Raw genomic sequence first — 16,455 nt, forward strand, 5'->3', positions numbered from 1 at the left:
GGTGGACACCGGCTATGCAGGATGCGAGGTGAAATGTGATCCCGCCCACGATGACCCGGTATGAGCTGCGTCAGGCGTTACAGCCAGGCGGCTACGCCACCATGATGGGAGCAGGTGCCCGAGCGGTGTTGGCTGTAGCTGTAGGTGCCGTCGGTGCAGCGGGCGGTGGCTCCGGGCGGGGCGGCGGGGGCGGACTGGGGGCGGTGGACACATTGGTTGTCCGAGTTGAGGTATGAGTCGTCGCCGCAGGTCTGCTGGGATTGTGCAAGTGGGGCGGCTGCCACCGGTGGTTGGTACGTGGGGGGTGGGGCTGAGGCGATCGGTGCCGGGGCCGGCGCGGGCGGCGATACCGACGTGGTCGGCGCTGCGGTCGACGCCGCCGTGGTGGTCGTAGTCGGCTGCGGCGATGTTGTCGCGGGCGGTGTCGAGGTGGCCTTCGACGTGGTGATCGACGCCGTAGCGGCGGTGAGGCCGGGGCCGCTCGATTGCGGCGCGCAGCCGCTGAGCAGCAGTGTGAGCGCACCCGCGAAGGCGATGCCCGTGCCGACGAAGGTGGTGAAGCGATTCCTCATGTTCCCCTACTGAATTTCTGCCAGGGCGATCTGAAAGGTTTGGGTGCCTGGACTACTCGCTCCATCGCTCTGGCATACATCCCGTTACCGACACTCGCAGCGACTCACCGCAAAACACTTACCGATGAAAAAGGGTCCAGGCCAGTCGGTTTGGAAACCGGCCGGCTCGGACCGTCAGTGGCAAGGGCAGGATTTCGAAACTGCGGCCTCTGCGTCGCGATCTCCGAGAACCCGCGGACACAGTCTCGATTGACGAGCGAACTACAGTCCCTCGTCGAACGGGTACCGAACGCCTAATACGGATCGGTCGCCGACAAAGCAGTTCATGACGAGGTCATCGGCGACTTGGATCAACACATCGCGACCTTCGACCGTGGATGCCCAATCCATCGGCAGCCCGGACACACCATGGGCCCGGTGGCTCGTGCGAGCTATCCCGAGCGGGCACCGTCGACCTCACCTAGGCGCCCAAGCGGCGGGGGGCGGGTTGTGGCTCAACCGAACTGGATGCCCTGCGCCAGTGGCAGCTGATCGGAGTAGTTCACGGTGTTGGTCGCCCGCCGCATGTATGCCTTCCACGAGTCCGACCCGGATTCCCGGCCGCCGCCGGTGTGCTTCTCGCCGCCGAACGCGCCGCCGATTTCCGCGCCGGAGGTGCCGATATTGACATTGGCAATACCACAGTCGGAGCCGTCGGCGGCAAGGAAGCGTTCGGCTTCGCGCTGGTCGGCGGTGAAGACGGCCGAGGAAAGGCCTTGCGGCACACCGTTGTGCAGGTCGATGGCGGCGTCGAAGTCGCGGTAGGTCAGCACGTAGAGGATCGGTGCGAAGGTTTCCTCGCGGACCACGGCGGTCTGGGCGGGCATGCGCACGATCGCGGGACGCACGTAGCAGGCATCGTCGCCGAACCCGTCGACTCGCTCACCACCGCAGACCAATTCGCCGCCATCGCCGAGCGCACGATCGATTGCCGCACGCATTTCCTCGTAGGCGCGGCGGTTGATCAGCGGGCCGACCAGCACACCGTCGTCGAGCGGATTGCCAACGCGCAGTTGACGATATGCCCCGGCTACGCGATCCAGCAGCGGCCCGACGACATCGGCGTGCACGATCAATCGACGCAAGGTTGTGCAGCGCTGTCCGGCCGTACCCGCCGCCGCGAACACGATGCCGCGCGCCGCCAGCTCCAAATCCGCTGTGGGCGTGACGATCGCGCCGTTGTTACCGCCCAACTCCAGCAGACATCGCCCGAACCGAGCGGCCACCCGCGGCGCCACCATGCGACCCATCCGCACCGAACCGGTCGCGCTCACCAGCGCCACCCGCTCGTCGTCGACCAGCCGGGACCCGACCTGCGCACCACCTTGAATCAGCTGGTGCACTTCGGGATCCGCGCCGACATCGGCCGCCGCCCGGCGCAGCAGCGTATGGCAGGCCAGCGCAGTCAGGGGTGTCGTCTCCGACGGCTTCCACACCACCGTGTCACCGCAGACCAGCGCGACGGCGGTATTCCATGCCCACACCGCGACCGGGAAGTTGAACGCCGAGATCACCCCGACCACGCCGAGGGGATGCCAGGTCTCCATCAGCCGATGTCCAGGCCGCTCCGATGGCATGGTCTTGCCGTAGAGCTGGCGCGACAGCCCGATCGCGAACTCGCAGATGTCGATCATTTCCTGCACCTCGCCGACCGCCTCGGCACGGATCTTCCCCGCCTCCAGGGTGACCAGTTCGCCGAGTTCGGCCTTGTGCGCGGTGAGTAGTTCGGCCAGTCGCCGCACCACCCCGGCCCGGACCGGGGCGGGTACGGTGCGCCAGCCGCGGAAGGCCGCCGCCGCCCTCCCGATCGCCGCATCCGCGTCGTCGAGGGAGTCGGCGGGCAGCGTCATGAGCGTGCCACCGGTGATCGGCGTCCGCGCGGACAGTTCGCCAGCGACCGGTGACTGCGCGCCGAGTGTGTGCAGTAGTTCCGCCGCACGGGTAGCCAGGTCCTTGGTCAGGTGGTCTTCGAGCATGTCTGTCATCGGTTGCTCCGCTGTAACTTTGGGTCGGCGAACAGTATCGGATGGGTACGGTGAGTTAACGAGCAAAAGTTTTCGCCACGAGTAGCCTCCGCTGGGTTAGCCTTCGCTGATGGCGGATACACCGGCAAGACCCGTACTCGATGACATCGATCGCCTGCTGATTCGTGAACTGATGGCCGATGGTCGCGCCACCCTGTCGAATCTGGCCGAAAAGGCGAGTTTATCGGTCTCGGCTGTGCAATCGCGGGTCCGCAGACTAGAGGCGCGCGGGGTGATCCGCGGCTACACCGCACATGTCGATCCCGAGGCGCTCGGGCAACTGTTGTCGGCATTCGTCGCCATCACTCCTCTCGACCCTTCGCAACCTGATGACGCGCCTGCCGTGCTGCAACATATCCCGGGTATCGAGGCATGCCACTCGGTGGCCGGTGACGAGAGTTACGTGTTGCTGGTGCGGGTGGCCTCTCCCCGGCACCTCGAGCAGTTGCTGCAGGAGATCAGGGCGACCGCCAACGTGCGAACTCGAAGCACCATCATCTTGCAGACATTCTACGACAGATAGCCTGTGGCCGTAATTAGTCCGTTATTTCATAGAATTTTCGTAAAGATTTTCGTACCCTACTGATGTGACCATCGAACTGGAGCGCACCCGCGCGGGGAGTGGCAATGCACCGGTCACCCCCGCCTCCCGGGTACACGAGATCCTGTCGGCGCACATCCTCGCCGATGGATTCGACCTGGTGCTGGATCTACGGAAATCCCGTGGCTGCCTGATCGTCGATGAACGCGACGGCAGCTCCTACCTCGATATGTTCGGCTTCTTCGCCTCCAATGCCCTCGGCATGAACCATCCCGCCTTGGCCGAGGACGAAGAGTTCCGCGTGGAACTGAGCGTCGCGGCGCTCAACAAGCCGAGCAACTCCGACATCTACACCGTCGAAATGGCCCGCTTCGTCGACACTTTCGTGCGGGTGCTGGGCGATCCCCGGCTGCCGCACCTGTTCTTCATCGACGGTGGCGCACTAGCGGTGGAGAACGCGCTCAAGGTCGCGTTCGACTGGAAGAGCAGGCATAACGAATCCCACGGGCGCGCACCGGAACTCGGCACCAAGGTGCTGCACCTGACCGGAGCCTTCCATGGCCGCACCGGCTACACCATGTCGCTGACCAATACCGATCCGGTGAAGACGGCCCGCTTCCCCAAATTCGATTGGCCGCGCATCGACGCGCCGTTCCTGGCCAACGGCGTCGATATCGCCGCCGCCGAAGCACACGCACTCGACCAGGCGCGCCGCGCCTTCGCCGAAAACCCGCACGACATAGCATGTTTCATCGCCGAACCGATCCAGGGCGAGGGCGGCGACCGGCATATGCGCCCGGAATTCCTGCAGGCCGTGCAGCGGCTGTGTCACGAGAACGACGCGCTGTTCATCCTCGACGAGGTACAGACCGGCGTCGGCATGACCGGAACCACTTGGGCCTACCAACAACTCGGGCTCGAGCCCGATATTGTCGTGTTCGGCAAGAAGACCCAGGTCTGCGGCATCATGGCGGGCGGGCGTGTGGACGAGGTGTCCGATAATGTCTTCGTGGTCAGCTCTCGGCTCAATTCCACCTGGGGCGGCAATCTCACCGATATGGTGCGGTCCCGACGCATCCTCGAGGTGTTCGAGCGCGATGAGGTGATCGAGCGGTCACGACCGCTCGGCGCACATCTGCTGCGGCGTCTGGAACAGCTCGCGGCCGACCACCCTCGGGTCACCGAACCGCGCGGGCGCGGGTTGATGTGTGCCATCACGCTGGCCTCGGCCGAATTGCGGGACGAGGTGCTGACCGCGCTGCGGGAACGCGAGCATGTGCTGATCCTCGGCACCGGCGAGCGCGGTATTCGGTTCCGGCCGCCGCTCACCGTTACCGAGGCGGAATTGGATGCCGCGGTCGACGCACTCGAACGGGTACTCAGCGACGCCGGATAGTTATCCGCCCGCAATCGGAAATTCGACTGTCCGAGTACGTAGTTCCGGATGATTCGGGCAACCCGATACGCCCTGGCGGGGATTGCTGTGGAATCCCGGCGGCAGCGCCTAGGCTTCGCACCCATGTCATCTCGTCTTCACCACCTCCTGGCACGGTGCAGCGCGTGAACCGACAGCGCAATCGCCGAAGCTGCGCCCAATTGCTCGCCTCGGCGACCGTCCTCGTGACGGTCGCCGGGTGCGCCCCGAGCGAGGCCGGATCGGTGGGTGTGACGACTCTGCCGCCCACCACCGTCACCGCCCCGACCAGCGCGGCACCGCCGCATCTGGAGAATCTGCTACCCGGTATGCCACCGCCGTTGTCGCCGACCGACATCTATGCCGCGAACCGGGCGTTGAGTCCGACGGTGGCCGATCATCGGCCCCTGGTCTACGTGCCGAACAGCGAATCGCATTCGGTTTCGGTGATCGACCCGGCAACCTTTCAAGTAATCGACAGTTTCCCGGCCGGAGGTCGGGAGCCCCAGCATGTGGTCCCGTCCTATGACATGCAGACGCTGTATCTCACCAATGATCTGCCGATCGGCGGGGGCACCCTGCTGCCGATCGATCCGCGCACCGGCAAACCCGGCGAGCCCTTCCCGGTGCGCGACCCCTACAACATGTACTTCACGCCGGATGGCCAATACGCGCTCGTCGTTGCCGAGGCGGATAAGTCGCTGGACTTCTACGATCCGCACACCTGGCAGAAAATGCACGCGCTCGCGGTGCCCGACTGCGCGGGCGTCGACCACATGGACTTCACCGCCGACGGTCGATTCGCCCTGGCCAGCTGCGAATTCATCGGCCGCATGCTGGTTTTCGATGTGGCCGAGCGCAAGGTGATCAAGATGATCGACCTGCCGGGCGGTCGTGCTGGCAAGCCGCAGGACGTCAAGCTCTCCCCGGACGGACGCAGCTTCTTCATCGCCGATATGGTCGCCGACGGCATCTACTCTATCGACGCATCGACTTGGGAGAACACGGGTTTCGTGCCGACTGGAAAAGGTGCGCATGGTCTGTATGTCACCCGCGACTCCAAACAGATGCTCATCACCAACCGCCACGAGGGCAGCATCTCCGTCTGGGATTTCGCCGCGAATAAGTTGGTGCGCAAGTGGTTCATCCCGGGCGGTGGCAGTCCGGATATGGGCAATCTGTCCGCGGACGGGCGGGTTTTCTGGGTATCGGGTCGACACCACGGTGAGGTGTACGCGATCGATATCGAGAACTGGAACCTGTTGGCGCGCATACCTGTTGGGCGGGGAGCGCACGGACTCACCATCTGGCCACAGCCGGGCCGTTACTCAACGGGACACACGGGTGTGATGCGCTGAGTTGGCTTCCGGCTCAGGGGAGTCGGAGGCCGAGACCGCCTTCTACGAAGCGACTGACCGCGGTGGTGCCGGTTTCGAGGGCGGGCTCGTAACCGGGGCGGGCCCAGCCGGTGAGTTCGGCAGTGTTGTCAGCGCCGGGCGTCACGACGATTTCGGCGACCAGTTCAGCGGTGGTGGGTTCGCAGACGGCCCAGGAGAAGTGGGATTCGTCATCCCACTGCTCGGTGCGGCGGGTGACGTAGTTCGGATCGGTGATGCCGCCAGCGGCGAGGGCTGGGCGGTCATCGATGCGGTCGTCGGCGCGCAGCGCCCGCAGATACCAGGTGCCCGCATTGATTTCGACGGGTTCCATCAGTCCTCGAGCTCCCTGCGGCGGCGACGGTCGCGTGGACGGCGACGTTGATGCTCGTGCCGACCGCCGAACAACAGTGCACCCGCCAGCGGGATGGCCAGGAACCAGAGCCAGCTGCCGGTGACGAAGAAGAGAATGACGGCCAGGATCGGGATCACCGCCATCACCCGCTCCGGCCACTCGTCGAGGAACCCGGAGTCGCGTTTGGCGGGCGCCGCGACGACGGGAGCGGGTTCGGGCAGGTCGACGAAGACTTTGTCCAGGTCGGCGCGGGTCAGCGCCGCCGCGACCACGGCACTGCGCTCATCGAACTCCGCCACACTGAGCCGCCCGGCGGCGAAATGATCGGACAGGCGCTGCATCGCTTGCTCACGCTCCGCGGTGCCGATGCGAATCTCGGGCAGGTCACTCATAACAGCAAGGCTAGCGGCTTTCCCCGAATGTTCTCGTGCTGCCGCATCGACCCCGAGCTGATCGAATTTCGCGTCGCTGAGCGGACTGGTTGCGTCATGATCGCCCTGCCGCCGGACCAGATTCGCGGATTCTGTGATGGCGGTGTGGATTTCGGGTAGCTAAAAGACGAACGGAAGGTAGTAGGAGGTTCGACATGGGCAAAACGTGGTTCGGCCACTACCGCCTCGATCGGTTGCTCGGCAGCGGTGGGACCGGACAGGTCTGGCTGGCTCGGGACACCGTCGCCGACCGTGCCGTCGCACTGAAGGTGCTGGACTGCTCGCACGCCACCGATCCGACCTGCCGACTGCGGTTCACCAGGGAGGCCCGCCTGGCGGCCCAGGTCCCCGGACCGCACCGGGTTCCGATCCACACCTTCGGCGAACTCGACGGCCGCCTCTATATCGATATGGAGTTCATCGAGGGCACCGATGTCAGCGCATTGCTGCGGGAAGCCGGGCCGCTGGATCCGGCACGTGCCGTGGCGATCATCGCGCAGACCGCGATGGCGCTCGATGCCATGCACCGGGTCGGCCTGGTGCACCGCGACGTCAAACCGTCCAACATCATGGTGGGCCCGACCGGGTTCGTCCACCTGATCGACTTCGGCATCGCACATCGCATCGACCAGCCCGCGATCACGGCCCACGGCAATGTGGTCGGCACCCTGGCATATATGGCGCCGGAACGCTTCGACGGCATCGCCGACGCACGCGCGGACCAATACTCGCTGGCCTGCGTCCTGTACGAATGCCTCACCGGCCAAAGACCTTTCGGCAATGTCGACTCTCCACAGCAACTGCGCGCCCACCTACTGACCGCCCCGCCCAGCGCCGCCGCCCTGAACCCTGCCGTCCCCGCGTCCCTCGACACCGCCATTACCCGCGCCATGGCCAAGGATCCCAACCAACGCTATTCCAGCGCAGGCGAATTCGCCGCTACCGCCTATGCCGCGGCAACCGGCCGTGAGGCGTCGACAGTCGAGATCGCCGCGTCAACCGTCCCGACCACCCATGTCCTACTCGAACCATGTCATGCGGCCGAGGGCGTGAGTGCCGAGCCGGCAGATGAGCCGATGCGGGCCGGCGCCATGGAGCGGCTGCAGATCGCCGAGTCCGCCGCGGGTGAGTGGACGCGTGATGCCGGGTCTGCGCGTGCGGGGGTGCGGACCGGACCGGCGGAAGCCTCGCGGATGCAGGATGTCGCGGCTGGGCGTGAGTCGATGGGGGTCGGTGGGGCCGCTGAGGGCATGCGTGATGCCGTGTCTGCGCATGAGCCGGGATCGGTCGGTGGGGCCGTGGGCGAGTGGACACGAGATGCTGCGCCTGCGCCTGAGCCGACGTGGGTAGGCGGGGCCGGGGCGGAGTCGACGCGAGATGCTGAACTGTGGTGGGAGCGTGCCGGTTGGTGGGGAGTTGGGCCTGGGCATGCGGCTGTTGCTATTGCCGCGTTGGTCGCTTTGATCGGGTTGGCGCTGTGGTTGGGGCGGCCTGGGGGCGAAACGAGTTATGCGGCACCGTCGTCTGCTCGGACTACGCCAACTGTTCCCAAATCGTTGGCGCCGACCGGGCCGGCGCAGGCGGCGTCCCCGAATGCGGTGATTCCGGGCGTCGGGCAGCCGTGCGAACCGGGTGTCGACGGCAATGTAATTGCGGCGGACGGCACACCGCTCGTATGTCGGACCGTGGGTGGCGGTATCGCGAATTGGGCTCCCGCACAGCCCTTCGGGGACATACCCGACGGCCAGCAGTCGGAACCCACGGTCGTCGGCAATGGAAATCCGCATGTCAACAGCTCGGCCAATGGCGAATCGGGCAACGATAAGCCGAACAAGGGCAAGCCTGGACACGGTGGCCGCGCCAAGCCGGGCAAGTAGCCGCCGCCTCAGTCGGGATCGCTCCTCGAGTAGAACTACGTAGGGGAGGTCACACTGTTCGCGGGTGGGTGACGGGGATAGGGTCGGGTTAGGTTCGGGCGATGCGGTTTCGATCGGGTTGCCGCCCCACTCCGCAACGGCGCGGCCATCTGCCTCGTCCCAGCGATGGAGGTAAGTGATGGGGGAACAGTTCGGGAAGTACCGGCTCGACCGTCTGCTCGGCCGGGGCGGTATGGGGGCGGTATGGCTGGCGCATGACAGCGAAACCGGGCGCACGGTCGCGCTGAAGGTGTTGGCGGAGCATGTGGCCGCCGACACGGATTACCGAAAGCGGTTCCAGCGAGAGGCGCGGCTCGGCTCGAGTCTGCGACATCCGCATATCGTGCGGATTCACGGGTTCGGCGAACTCGACGGCCGGTTGTACATCGATATGGAGTACATCGACGGCATAGACCTGGCCGAAATGCTGACCAGGGTTGGCACTTTGACACCCACCGCAGCCGTCGACTTCGTGACGCAGGCCGCGTCAGGTCTGGATGCGGCGCATCGAGCCGGGCTGATCCACCGTGACGTCAAACCGTCGAACATCCTGGTCGGCACCGGCGGGCACGCATATCTCATCGACTTCGGCATCGCACAGAGCTCGGGCCAGACGGCCGTCACCGCCACCGGCATGGCCATCGGAAGCTGGGCCTATATGGCGCCGGAACGTTTCAACGGCACCGTCGATGCCCGCTCCGACGTCTACTCCCTGGCCTGCGTCCTCTACGAATGCCTCACCGGCCGTCGCCCCTACGGCGACACCGACCCGGCCCGCCAAATGCACGGCCATCTGATAACCGACCCGCCCCGCGTATCGACCGTGAACCCGGCCGCCCCACCGCAATTGGACACGGTAATCGCCCGCGGCATGGCCAAGGACCAAACTCAGCGCTACCCCACCGCCCGCGAATTCGCCGCCGCCGCATACGCGGCCACCGCGTTCGCGCGCCTCCCACACCCCGCACCGCGATCATCGCCGCCCGGCACGCCCAAGCGCCCGACACCCAAGCATCCGACACCCAAGCATCCGACACCCAAGTCGCCGATTGCATCAGCCCAGCCGTCCGTGCAGCCTCCGCCCCCTGATACGCCGCCCCCTGATACGCCGCAGCCGCATGCGTCGCAGCCTCCGCTCCCAGATGCACCACAACCGCACGCACCGCTATCTGAGACCCGACAGCTGGTAGCGGATGAGCAGCCGACACCAACGCCGGTGCGGTCGCACTCGCCGATGCGACCAGAGACACCCGCGCCGACACGGGTAGAGACACACCCGCCGACAGGAGCACAGACCCCGGCCCTGACATGGGCACAGCCGCAGGCCCCGACCCGGGCAGACACCCACGCTCGGACAAACGTGGAACCACCCGCGCCGACCCCATCGGCAGACTCACCAGCGCCACTGGCCGAGTCGCCGAAGCCGCTCAATCCCACGAAGGTCATGACCGAGCCCGGCCCAACGCCGACACTCGTGGCAACCCGCCTGGCACCAGCACCGGCGGGACCCGCGGCACCGCAACAGCATTCACCGTGGTCGCCGAATCGTGTCGCGGTCCAACCGACACCGGTCGTGCGCCCGGCCAAGCGTGTTGCACCACAACCGAAGCGAGCACCGTGGCGCGCTCCGATTGCACCCCGCTGGACGGTCTCACAGCGCCGCCCATGGATCGCACCACCCCCACGCCGGGCACCACCCCCACGCAGGGCACAGCGTCGGCGCCGTAAGCCCTTCCTGTCCAGGCTTATCGGCGCACTCGCCGTCATAGTCCTGACACCGTTCATGCTGGCGGCGGGCTGTGCCGCGCTGATCGCCTTCGGCAATACCGGCAGTGGCGGCGGCACGCGCACGGCAGATCCGTCGGTCGCGGTGCGGGATGGCGATACCGCGCAATCGGCCGACCCGCCAGCGCCGGTGTCTGCTGGGCTGAACAGCCCCGTGCGCGATGGCAAGTTCGAATTCGTGGTCACCTCGGTGGATTCCGGTGTCCCGCGGATCGGATTGCAGAATGCGAGCGGCTCCTATTCCGTCGTCACGGTCGAGGTCCGCAATATTTCCGACGAGGCGAAGTGGTTCCTGCCCGTCGGTCAACGTCTCGTGGACACCCAGGGCCGCCAGGTCGACCACAACGCGATCGCGACTATGTGGCAGACCACCCAGCGTCGCTACGGCTACTCGTTCGAACTCCAGCCCGGCCAATCGGCCACCACCCAGCTGGTCTTCGACGTCCCGCAGGACGCGACTGCGAATCGGCTGGAACTACACGACTTCATGCTCTCCAACGGCGCCACCGTCGAGCTGAACTAAGGCCGCCAAGGACGCGTGCACGGCTTGCCGCCCGATCGTCAATGCCTCGGCGAGCAGTGCGGTATCGCGCGCGGCGCTGTCTACATCCGGAGCGCCGAGGGGCGGGTGGATCTGCAGAGCCGCGTCTGCGAGGCCCGCCAGGACGTGATCCTCGATGGCCTGCTGATGCGGCCGCCGCAGCCAGGCACGGTAAGCGCCCGGTGCCCGCACACGCAGATAGCTGCCCCCGACTACCTGGTGCAAACGCGGTGCGGGTGGGCGTTTTTCATCGGTGCGTCGGGTGCGCAGCACCAAGGCGTGCGTCGCACCGTCGCGCACCGCGGTGCGGATCGGCACCGTTTCGGACAGCCCGCCGTCGAGATATTCGGCACCGCCCAGCGGCACCGGTGGACCCGCGAGAATCGGCAGCCCCGCCGAGGCCCGCAGTGCGGTCATCAGCGTGGGTTTGTCGACGATGTGGCGGCGCAGATCGACCGCGTGCCCGGTGCGGATATCGGTGCCGATCGGATGAAAGGTAGTGGTATTGGCCAGAATTGCCGGAAAATCCATTGGCACGATGCCGTCGTAAACCTGGTTCACCAGGTAGTCCAGATCGAAGGCGGGCCGCCCGCGCAGCAGTCGGGCCGGATCGATCGCGCGTCGCATGATCACCGGATCGGTCCAGGACCGCATGCCCGACAGCGCCCGCCCGCACAGGAACCACGCACCGTTGATCGCACCGGCCGAAGTGCCGTACACGGCATCGAAGATCGAGGCGAGCCCGAGTTCCACGAGCGCCTGCACCATCCCGCTGGAGTACACGCCGCGGCTGCCACCACCCTCGATGACCAAGGCGAGGCGATACCCGTCGGCACGGCTGGCTGATTCACGTCGGCCGCGGATGACCTCCGCGACGGTGGGCACGACGGCAGAGCTGGTCACCGGACCACGATACGACAGAGCGGGCGCGGACGTCGGTGTCCAGCGCCCGCTCGAGACGGTCTTCGCCAGCTGTTTACTTACTTGATCTCTGCCAGCACGGTGCCCTGGGTGATGGCCGCGCCGGCCTCCACGGACAGTCCGGTGACCACACCGGCCTTGTGCGCGTTGACCGGGTTCTCCATCTTCATGGCCTCGAGTACCACGATCAGATCGCCCGCCTCGACCGACTGGCCCTCCTCGACCGCGACCTTGACCACGGTGCCCTGCATCGGCGCGGTGACCGCATCACCGGAGGCCGCACCGCCACCGGCGCCGCCGCGCTTGCGCGGCTTGGGCTTCTTGCGGATCACCCCGGCGCCATTGCTGCCCGCACCCGCGGCACCGGCGCCGACGGTGAAGTTGCCCGGCAGCGACACCTCGACCCGACGCCCACCGACCTCGACGACGACCTTCTGCCGCGGCAGATCCTCGTCCTCGTCAGCGATGGCACCGGCCGGGGTGTACGGCTCGACGTTGTTGGCCCACTCGGTCTCGATCCACTTGGTGTAGACGTCGAACTTCTCGCCGTCACCGATGAATGCCGGATCCTCGACGATCGCACGGTGGAACGGGATGACCGTGGCCAGCCCCTCGACGTGGAATTCGGCCAGCGCGCGCCGGGCCCGCTGCAGTGCCTGTTCCCGGTTCTCGCCGGTGACGATCAGCTTGGCCAGCATCGAGTCGAACTGACCGCCGATCACACTGCCCTGCACCACACCGGAATCGACGCGCACACCGGGCCCACTGGGCTCCTGGTACACCGACACCGGGCCCGGCGCGGGCAGGAAGCCGCGGCCGGCGTCCTCGCCGTTGATCCGGAACTCGAAGGCGTGCCCGCGCGGCGTCGGATCCTCTTTGATCGCCAGCTCGTGGCCCTCGGCGATGCGGAACTGCTGGCGCACCAGGTCGATTCCGGCGGTCTCCTCGGTGACCGGGTGCTCGACCTGCAGGCGGGTGTTCACCTCGAGGAACGACACGGTGTCGCCCTGCACCAGGTACTCCACGGTGCCCGCACCGTAGTAACCGGCCTCCTTGCAGATGGCCTTGGCCGAAGCGTGGATACGCGCGCGCTGATCATCGGTCAGGAACGGCGCGGGCGCCTCCTCGACCAGCTTCTGGAACCGGCGCTGCAGCGAGCAGTCGCGGGTACCGGCGACCACGACATTGCCGTGCTTGTCGGCGATGACCTGCGCCTCGACGTGGCGGGCCTTGTCCAGGTACTGCTCGACGAAGCATTCACCACGACCGAATGCGGCGGTGGCCTCGCGCACGGCGGAGTCGAACAGCTCCGGGATCTCCTCGATGGAGTGCGCGACCTTCATGCCGCGACCGCCGCCACCGAAGGCGGCCTTGATCGCGACGGGCACGCCGTACTCCTTGGCGAACTCGACCACCTCGGCCGCGTTCTTGACCGGATCCTTGGTGCCCGCCGCCATCGGCGCCTTCGCGCGCTCGGCGATGTGGCGCGCGGTGACCTTGTCACCGAGGTCGCGGATGGACTGTGGGGAGGGGCCGATCCAGATCAGCCCGGCGTCGATGACAGCCTGGGCGAAATCGGCGTTCTCGGAGAGGAATCCGTAGCCGGGGTGGATGGCGTCGGCGCCGGATTTGGCCGCGGCGTCGAGGATCTTGTCGAAGACGAGGTACGACTCGGCCGAGGTCTGCCCGCCGAGGGCGAACGCCTCGTCGGCGAGTTTCACGAAGGGGGCATCTGCATCCGGCTCCGCGTATACCGCGACACTGCCGATACCGGCATCCTTGGCCGCCCGGATCACGCGAACGGCGATCTCGCCTCGGTTAGCTACGAGTACCTTCGATATCCGCGCGCTGGCATGGCTGGGCACTGAGCCTCCTGTTAGCAATCTTCTTGGTCGCCCCGTGGTCGACATACTTCCGTCTCGGGCGAGTGTAGGCAGTCTGCCAACAACCGCCGCACTCGGATAGCCCTACTCCACAGTAGGTCACACATCACAACCCGCGGCGTTGCGGTCAGGCCCGGAGGAGGCAGTCTGCGTAATCACCTAGGGCGCGGGAACGCCGCAAATCAGATACCGCCCTCGGTTGTGATGCGTCCGGAGCACGGCTATCGGGCTCGCGCCTTGCGGGTACCGGCCGTCCGTGCGTCACCCGGTTCATACCCCTTGGCAATCGGCATGCGAACCGAATTGCCCCATTCGGTCCAGGACCCGTCGTAATTGCGCACGCTTTCGAAGCCGAGCAGATAGGTCAGCACGAACCAGGTGTGGCTGGACCGTTCGCCGACCCGGCTGTAGACGACCAGATCGTCCGCGGCCGCCAGATCGCCATAGATATCGTCCAGTTCGGCGCGGGAACGGAAGCGGCCGTCGCTGTGGAAGGCCTCGGTCCACGGAATGTTCACCGCGGTCGGAATATGTCCGCCGCGCAGGGCCGCGTCCTCTGGATTGGCCGGCGGCTGGATCAGCTCACCGGAGTACTCCTCGGGGGAGCGCACATCGATCAGCGGCTTGCCGAGGTGGGCGAGCACATCCTCGCGGAACGCCCGCACCGAACCGTCGTCGCGCCGGACCGTCGGATACTCGCTGCGCAGCAGATACGGCGGGTCGAAGGTGGTGTCGCGCGCCTCGGAGATCCACGCGTCCCGTCCGCCGTCGAGTAGTCGCACATCCGGATGCCCGAACAGGGTGAAGACCCAGAACGTGTGCGCCGCCTGCGCGTTGCCGCGATCACCGTAGACCACCACGGTATCGTCGCGCTCGATTCCCTTGGCGCGCATCAATTCGGTGAATCGGTCACCGTCGATATAGTCACGCGTAACCGGATCGTTGAGGTCGCCCCGCCAATCGACCTTGGTGGCGCCGGGAACGTGACCGATGTCATAGAGCAGGATGTCCTCGTTGGACTCGATGATCTTCAGCCCCGGCGTGCCGATGTTTGCCGACAGCCACTCTGTGGTTACTAGTCGGTGAGGATGTGCGTACGAACCGAAGGCAGGATGAGAGTCCGGGGCAACGGGCACGATATGGGTCCTTCACACGAGGTAGACGGGTGGTTACAGCGGTTCGGGTCTCACGCCGATGTTAGGTGTGAGGCGATAGTGAAACTCGTTTCAGATCACAAATCGGCTGAATGGGCGAATAAATCGCACCCTCATCCGATAAAGTCTCCCGGGAGGAGGGGTGAGCTATGTCCGATTCTTGGCCGAGGCGTCGACTGCTCGCGATCCTACGTGGCGCCAGCGAACCTCTCGACGCCCAAGAACTGGCCAGAATCACCGGACAGCACGTCACCACTGTTCGGTTCCATCTGGATGTGCTTACCAGGGAATCGCTGGTGCGCCAGTTCCAACAACCGCCGCGCGGCCGTGGGCGCCCGCGTATCGGCTACAGCGCGGTCCAGCGATCGGTTGGCTATCAGGAACTGGCTCAGGTCCTAGCCGACCAGCTCGGCCCCGATCCGCGGCGTCGATCGGAGGCGGCCATTGCCGCCGGACGCGCCTGGGGCGCGAAGCTCGACGCGGGCGACCATGCGGTCGAATCGCTGGAGGACGCCAAGGACGTCACCATGACGCTGATGTCCGAACTCGGTTTCGCACCGGAGCGCGATGCGGCCGCCGAAACCGATGAGCAGGTCCTGATCCGGCTCACCGCCTGCCCGCTGCGCGAACTCGCGCGCACGCATTCCGAGGTGGTGTGTGGCGTGCACCTGGGCCTGATCAAAGAGGTGCTCGACCGCAACGGCGTGCGCGGGGAGGTGAATGTCCGGCTGCAACCGTTCGTCGAGCCGGAGCTCTGCGTGGTCCGATTGGAGATGATGGCGGCCCGGCGGGATCCGGAGCGTGACGCGACTCCGGTGCCGATCGGCGCGGAGGCCGGGGCGGAGACGCGCATCGCGCCGCCCTCAGCTGGGCGAGTGGCTCCACAGTTGCGCAACGCCGATCCCAACGTCGCCAAGCAGTCGGCGCAGCAGTGGTAGACCGATTCCGATAACGCTCGACGGATCGCCATCGATGCGATCGACGAACCAGCCGCCCATCCCGTCGAGGGTGAACGCGCCGGCGACCTGCAAGGGCTCACCGGTCGCGATATAGGCGTCCAGTTCCTCGGGTTCGGGCTTGGCGAAATGCACTGTGGTGGAACTGCAGTCGACGGCTTCGGCGACGATTTCGCCGTCTCGCATGCGCAAGACGCAATGGCCGGTAATGAGATCCGCACTGCGTCCGGCTATTTCGGACCAGCGGGCACGCGCCACCTCGGGCGTATGCGGCTTGCCCTGTAGTTCGCCGTCGACGAGCAGCATCGAATCACAGCCGACCACAACGCAATCCGCGCCGAAATCCGGAATCGTGGCGGCCACCGACCGCGCCTTGGCCCGCGCGAGCTCTACCACGACGACCTCGGGCGCCGTGGCGGGCGGCAGTGCCGCGGCGACGGCGTCCTCGTCGACATCGGAGATCTGGACGACGGGTTCGATGCCCGCCGAGCGTAAAACCGCGCGGCGGGCGGGCGAGGCGGAGGCGAGAACGAGTCTCGTCATCCGA

General features: G+C 66.3%; 15 protein-coding genes. 7 read left to right on the forward strand and 8 right to left on the reverse strand.

Features of this window, described 5'->3' with window-relative positions; genetic code table 11:
* Positions 1-77 precede the first annotated feature (77 nt).
* On the reverse strand, positions 78-284 hold the full coding sequence (locus ACIBJI_RS19210) for a DUF3761 domain-containing protein (protein WP_364355279.1): 207 nt from the start codon (positions 282-284) through the stop codon (positions 78-80).
* Between the two features lie 13 nt (positions 285-297).
* Here ACIBJI_RS19210 and ACIBJI_RS19215 point away from each other — a divergent pair, with 13 nt between their 5' ends.
* The gene (locus ACIBJI_RS19215) at positions 298-585 is read left to right on the forward strand and encodes a hypothetical protein (protein ID WP_364355276.1); all 288 of its coding nucleotides are present in this window, start codon (positions 298-300) and stop codon (positions 583-585) included.
* Between the two features lie 481 nt (positions 586-1,066).
* On the opposite strand, the gene ACIBJI_RS19220 is transcribed toward ACIBJI_RS19215, so the two are convergent.
* Complete coding sequence (locus tag ACIBJI_RS19220; protein WP_364355273.1) at positions 1,067-2,596, reverse strand: aldehyde dehydrogenase family protein; 1,530 nt, start codon at positions 2,594-2,596, stop codon at positions 1,067-1,069.
* A gap of 109 nt (positions 2,597-2,705) precedes the next feature.
* Here ACIBJI_RS19220 and ACIBJI_RS19225 point away from each other — a divergent pair, with 109 nt between their 5' ends.
* The 3 genes from ACIBJI_RS19225 to ACIBJI_RS19235 all read left to right on the forward strand — a co-directional run bounded on the left by ACIBJI_RS19225 (position 2,706) and on the right by ACIBJI_RS19235 (position 5,948).
* Positions 2,706-3,158, forward strand: coding sequence for an Lrp/AsnC family transcriptional regulator (locus ACIBJI_RS19225; protein ID WP_040686931.1), 453 nt, complete (start codon positions 2,706-2,708; stop codon positions 3,156-3,158).
* Between the two features lie 64 nt (positions 3,159-3,222).
* Positions 3,223-4,572 (forward strand): L-lysine 6-transaminase, encoded by a 1,350-nt coding sequence (gene lat, locus ACIBJI_RS19230; protein ID WP_396957549.1) that lies wholly within the window; start codon positions 3,223-3,225, stop codon positions 4,570-4,572.
* A 164-nt stretch (positions 4,573-4,736) separates the two neighbouring features.
* Positions 4,737-5,948, forward strand: a complete 1,212-nt coding sequence (locus ACIBJI_RS19235; RefSeq protein ID WP_364355269.1) for a hypothetical protein — start codon at positions 4,737-4,739, stop codon at positions 5,946-5,948.
* 13 nt (positions 5,949-5,961) lie between these two features.
* Here ACIBJI_RS19235 and ACIBJI_RS19240 read toward each other — a convergent pair whose 3' ends face one another.
* Together ACIBJI_RS19240 and ACIBJI_RS19245 are read right to left on the reverse strand one after the other, a co-directional pair.
* On the reverse strand, positions 5,962-6,300 hold the full coding sequence (locus ACIBJI_RS19240; RefSeq protein ID WP_364355266.1) for a hypothetical protein: 339 nt from the start codon (positions 6,298-6,300) through the stop codon (positions 5,962-5,964).
* A complete protein-coding gene (locus ACIBJI_RS19245) occupies positions 6,300-6,713 on the reverse strand; it encodes a DUF1707 domain-containing protein (RefSeq protein ID WP_364355263.1) in 414 nt (137 codons plus the stop codon). Before ACIBJI_RS19245 ends, ACIBJI_RS19240 begins: the two co-directional genes overlap by 1 nt.
* Positions 6,714-6,907: 194 nt before the next feature.
* On the opposite strand from ACIBJI_RS19245, the gene ACIBJI_RS19250 reads away from it, so the two are divergent.
* Positions 6,908-8,629, forward strand: a complete 1,722-nt coding sequence (locus tag ACIBJI_RS19250) for a serine/threonine-protein kinase (RefSeq protein ID WP_364355260.1) — start codon at positions 6,908-6,910, stop codon at positions 8,627-8,629.
* Between the two features lie 178 nt (positions 8,630-8,807).
* Positions 8,808-10,976: a protein kinase gene (locus ACIBJI_RS19255; protein ID WP_397085092.1), complete on the forward strand. Its 2,169-nt coding sequence runs from the start codon at positions 8,808-8,810 to the stop codon at positions 10,974-10,976.
* Here ACIBJI_RS19255 and ACIBJI_RS19260 read toward each other — a convergent pair.
* The 3 genes from ACIBJI_RS19260 to ACIBJI_RS19270 all read right to left on the reverse strand — a co-directional run bounded on the left by ACIBJI_RS19260 (position 10,929) and on the right by ACIBJI_RS19270 (position 14,934).
* Complete coding sequence (locus tag ACIBJI_RS19260; protein WP_364355254.1) at positions 10,929-11,897, reverse strand: patatin family protein; 969 nt, start codon at positions 11,895-11,897, stop codon at positions 10,929-10,931. The two genes, ACIBJI_RS19255 and ACIBJI_RS19260, sit on opposite strands and share 48 nt — an antisense overlap.
* A 77-nt stretch (positions 11,898-11,974) precedes the next feature.
* A complete protein-coding gene (locus ACIBJI_RS19265; protein ID WP_364355251.1) occupies positions 11,975-13,780 on the reverse strand; it encodes an acetyl/propionyl/methylcrotonyl-CoA carboxylase subunit alpha in 1,806 nt (601 codons plus the stop codon).
* 239 nt (positions 13,781-14,019) lie between these two features.
* On the reverse strand, positions 14,020-14,934 hold the full coding sequence (locus tag ACIBJI_RS19270; protein ID WP_396957550.1) for a sulfurtransferase: 915 nt from the start codon (positions 14,932-14,934) through the stop codon (positions 14,020-14,022).
* A gap of 167 nt (positions 14,935-15,101) precedes the next feature.
* Here ACIBJI_RS19270 and ACIBJI_RS19275 point away from each other — a divergent pair, with 167 nt between their 5' ends.
* The gene (locus ACIBJI_RS19275; protein WP_364355245.1) at positions 15,102-15,890 is read left to right on the forward strand and encodes a transcriptional regulator; all 789 of its coding nucleotides are present in this window, start codon (positions 15,102-15,104) and stop codon (positions 15,888-15,890) included.
* On the opposite strand, the gene ACIBJI_RS19280 is transcribed toward ACIBJI_RS19275, so the two are convergent.
* Positions 15,816-16,451 carry a nucleoside triphosphate pyrophosphatase gene (locus ACIBJI_RS19280; RefSeq protein WP_364355242.1) on the reverse strand — a complete coding sequence of 212 codons (636 nt, stop codon included), beginning with the start codon at positions 16,449-16,451 and terminating at the stop codon, positions 15,816-15,818. The genes ACIBJI_RS19275 and ACIBJI_RS19280 overlap by 75 nt on opposite strands.
* Between the last annotated feature and the right edge of the window lie 4 nt (positions 16,452-16,455).

Source organism: Nocardia sp. NPDC050408 (genome assembly GCF_044458905.1).
Taxonomy (GTDB): Bacteria; Actinomycetota; Actinomycetes; order Mycobacteriales; family Mycobacteriaceae; genus Nocardia.